This window comes from Streptacidiphilus pinicola, from assembly GCF_003258295.1.
GTDB classification, from domain to species: domain Bacteria; phylum Actinomycetota; class Actinomycetes; order Streptomycetales; family Streptomycetaceae; genus Streptacidiphilus; species Streptacidiphilus pinicola.
Window position 1 is genome coordinate 1 of record NZ_QKYN01000125.1, and the last position, 1,957, is coordinate 1,957.

Sequence of the window (1,957 nt, forward strand, 5' to 3'; positions counted from 1 at the left end):
TCGAAGTTAGCTTCTTGGTAAGCGAGTTGGCTTCTGTCGTGGTGAGATCATGGCGGTCTTCCTGCTTCTGGGTGGATCGGAGTGTGTGGTGTCGGTGCAGCCGCGGCCGTGGCCGGAGCCGGATCCTCAGGTGGCTGCGGCGATCCGGGCGATCTATCGGGGCCGGCGGGAGGTTCCGTTGCCGGTGCAGGTCCGCGATCGCCTGGGCGAGCTGTTCCCGGACGCGGTCTTCGCGGAAGCGTTCGGGAAGGCCGGCAAGCCCGGCTGGTCACCGGGGCGGCTCGCCCTGGTCACCGTGCTGCAGAAGGCGGCGAACCTCACTGACCGGCAGGCCGCGGACGAAGTCCGCGAGAACCTGGCCTGGAAGTACGCGCTCGGCCTGGGCCTGGACGACCCGGGCTTCGACCACAGCGTCTTGTCGGAGTTCCGCTCGCGGGTGGTCGCCCATCACCTGGACGAGCGGATGCTGGACCTGCTGCTGGAGCGGCTGCGGGCGATGGACCTGCTGGGTGCGGGCGGGAGCCAGCGCACCGACTCCACACACGTGGTGTCGGCGGTGCGGGATCTGAACCGGCTGGAGCTGGCGGGCGAGAGCGTCCGGGCGGCGCTCAATGCGCTGGCTGCCGCCTGCCCGGACTGGGTGGACCAGGTGCTGGTGGTGGACGACTGGAGCCACCGCTACGCGGACCGGGTGGACGCCTGGCGGCTGCCAACCTCCAAGACCGGCCAGGACGAACTCGCGCTCGCCTACGCCACCGACGGCTTCACCTTGCTGCAGGCCCTCTACGCGCCCGCCTCGCCGACGTGGCTGCGCGAGCTGCCCGCGGTGCAGATCCTGCGACGGGTGCTGGTGCAGAACTACACCCGCACGACCCGACCGGGCCGGACGGGTGCGTGTCCGGCGGCGCGACCGGACCGAGGACGGCGGAGACGGCCTCCCGCCTGCCCCGATGCGCCTGGCCTCGCCCTACGACACCGACACCCGCTGGTCCGCCAAGCGCGACATCTTCTGGAACGGTTACAAACTCCATGTCTCGGAGACCTGCCACCCGCAGGCGGACGGCGACCGGCCCGCCCGGCCGAACCTGATCACCAACGTGGCGACCACCTACTCGACCCTGCCGGACTCCAAGACCCTCGACGCGATCCACCACGCCCTTCAGCACCGGAGTCTGCTGCCGGCCCGGCACTACCTCGACTCCGGCTACCCCAGCGCGGACCTCATCATCTCCTCACGGCGGACCTACGGAATCGCCCTGGTCACCCCGGTCCTGCTCGACACCTCTAGCCAGGCCAGGACCCAAGAGGGCTTCGCCGCCCACGACTTCACCATCGACTGGGAGAACTCGAAGGCCGTCTGCCCGGCCGGGAAGACCAGCACCACCTGGACCCCCAACATCCAAGACGGCGTCCCCAAGACCGTCGTCTCCTTCGCCGCCCTCGACTGCATCCCCTGCCCCTACAAGAGACAGTGCACCAGCGCGCGCGGCAACCGCCGCCAGCTGAGCCTCTACCCCAAAGAACTCACCGAAGCCATCCGCGACGCCCGCGCCCAGCAGCAGACCGGAGACTGGCAACGCGACTACGCGCTCCGCTCCGGCGTCGAAGGCACCATCCGCCAGGCCACCCACACCACCGGACTACGACGCGCCCGCTACCGCGGCCTGGCCAAAACCCACCTCGACCACAGCATCAGCGCCACCGCTCTCAACCTCATCCGCCTCCATGCCTGGTGGAACGGCCACCCCCTCGACCGCGCCAACCACAGCCACCTCGCCAGACTCCAACTCAGCCTGGCTGCATAGGGATTGGATTAGCCACCAAGATCGTGGGTGTGCCGAAATCCCTGTCCGTGCAGGTCAAGCGGCGTGCCGGTACTCGTGGAGGACTCCGCCGAGTCGATCGAGCCGGCGTATGTCCAGGCGTTCGATCTGATGCGGTTCGAGCCGTGCTGGGG

1 protein-coding gene and 1 pseudogene are annotated in these 1,957 nt (G+C 69.1%); both read left to right on the top strand.

Going from position 1 to position 1,957, the window contains the following annotated elements; genetic code table 11:
• Positions 1-49: 49 nt before the first annotated feature.
• A pseudogene (locus DN069_RS41945) lies at positions 50-376 on the top strand (transposase); the annotation flags it as partial.
• Positions 377-950: 574 nt separating this feature from the next.
• Positions 951-1,805, top strand: a complete 855-nt coding sequence (locus DN069_RS41950) for a transposase (RefSeq protein WP_243639888.1) — start codon at positions 951-953, stop codon at positions 1,803-1,805.
• The last annotated feature ends 152 nt before the right edge of the window (positions 1,806-1,957 follow it).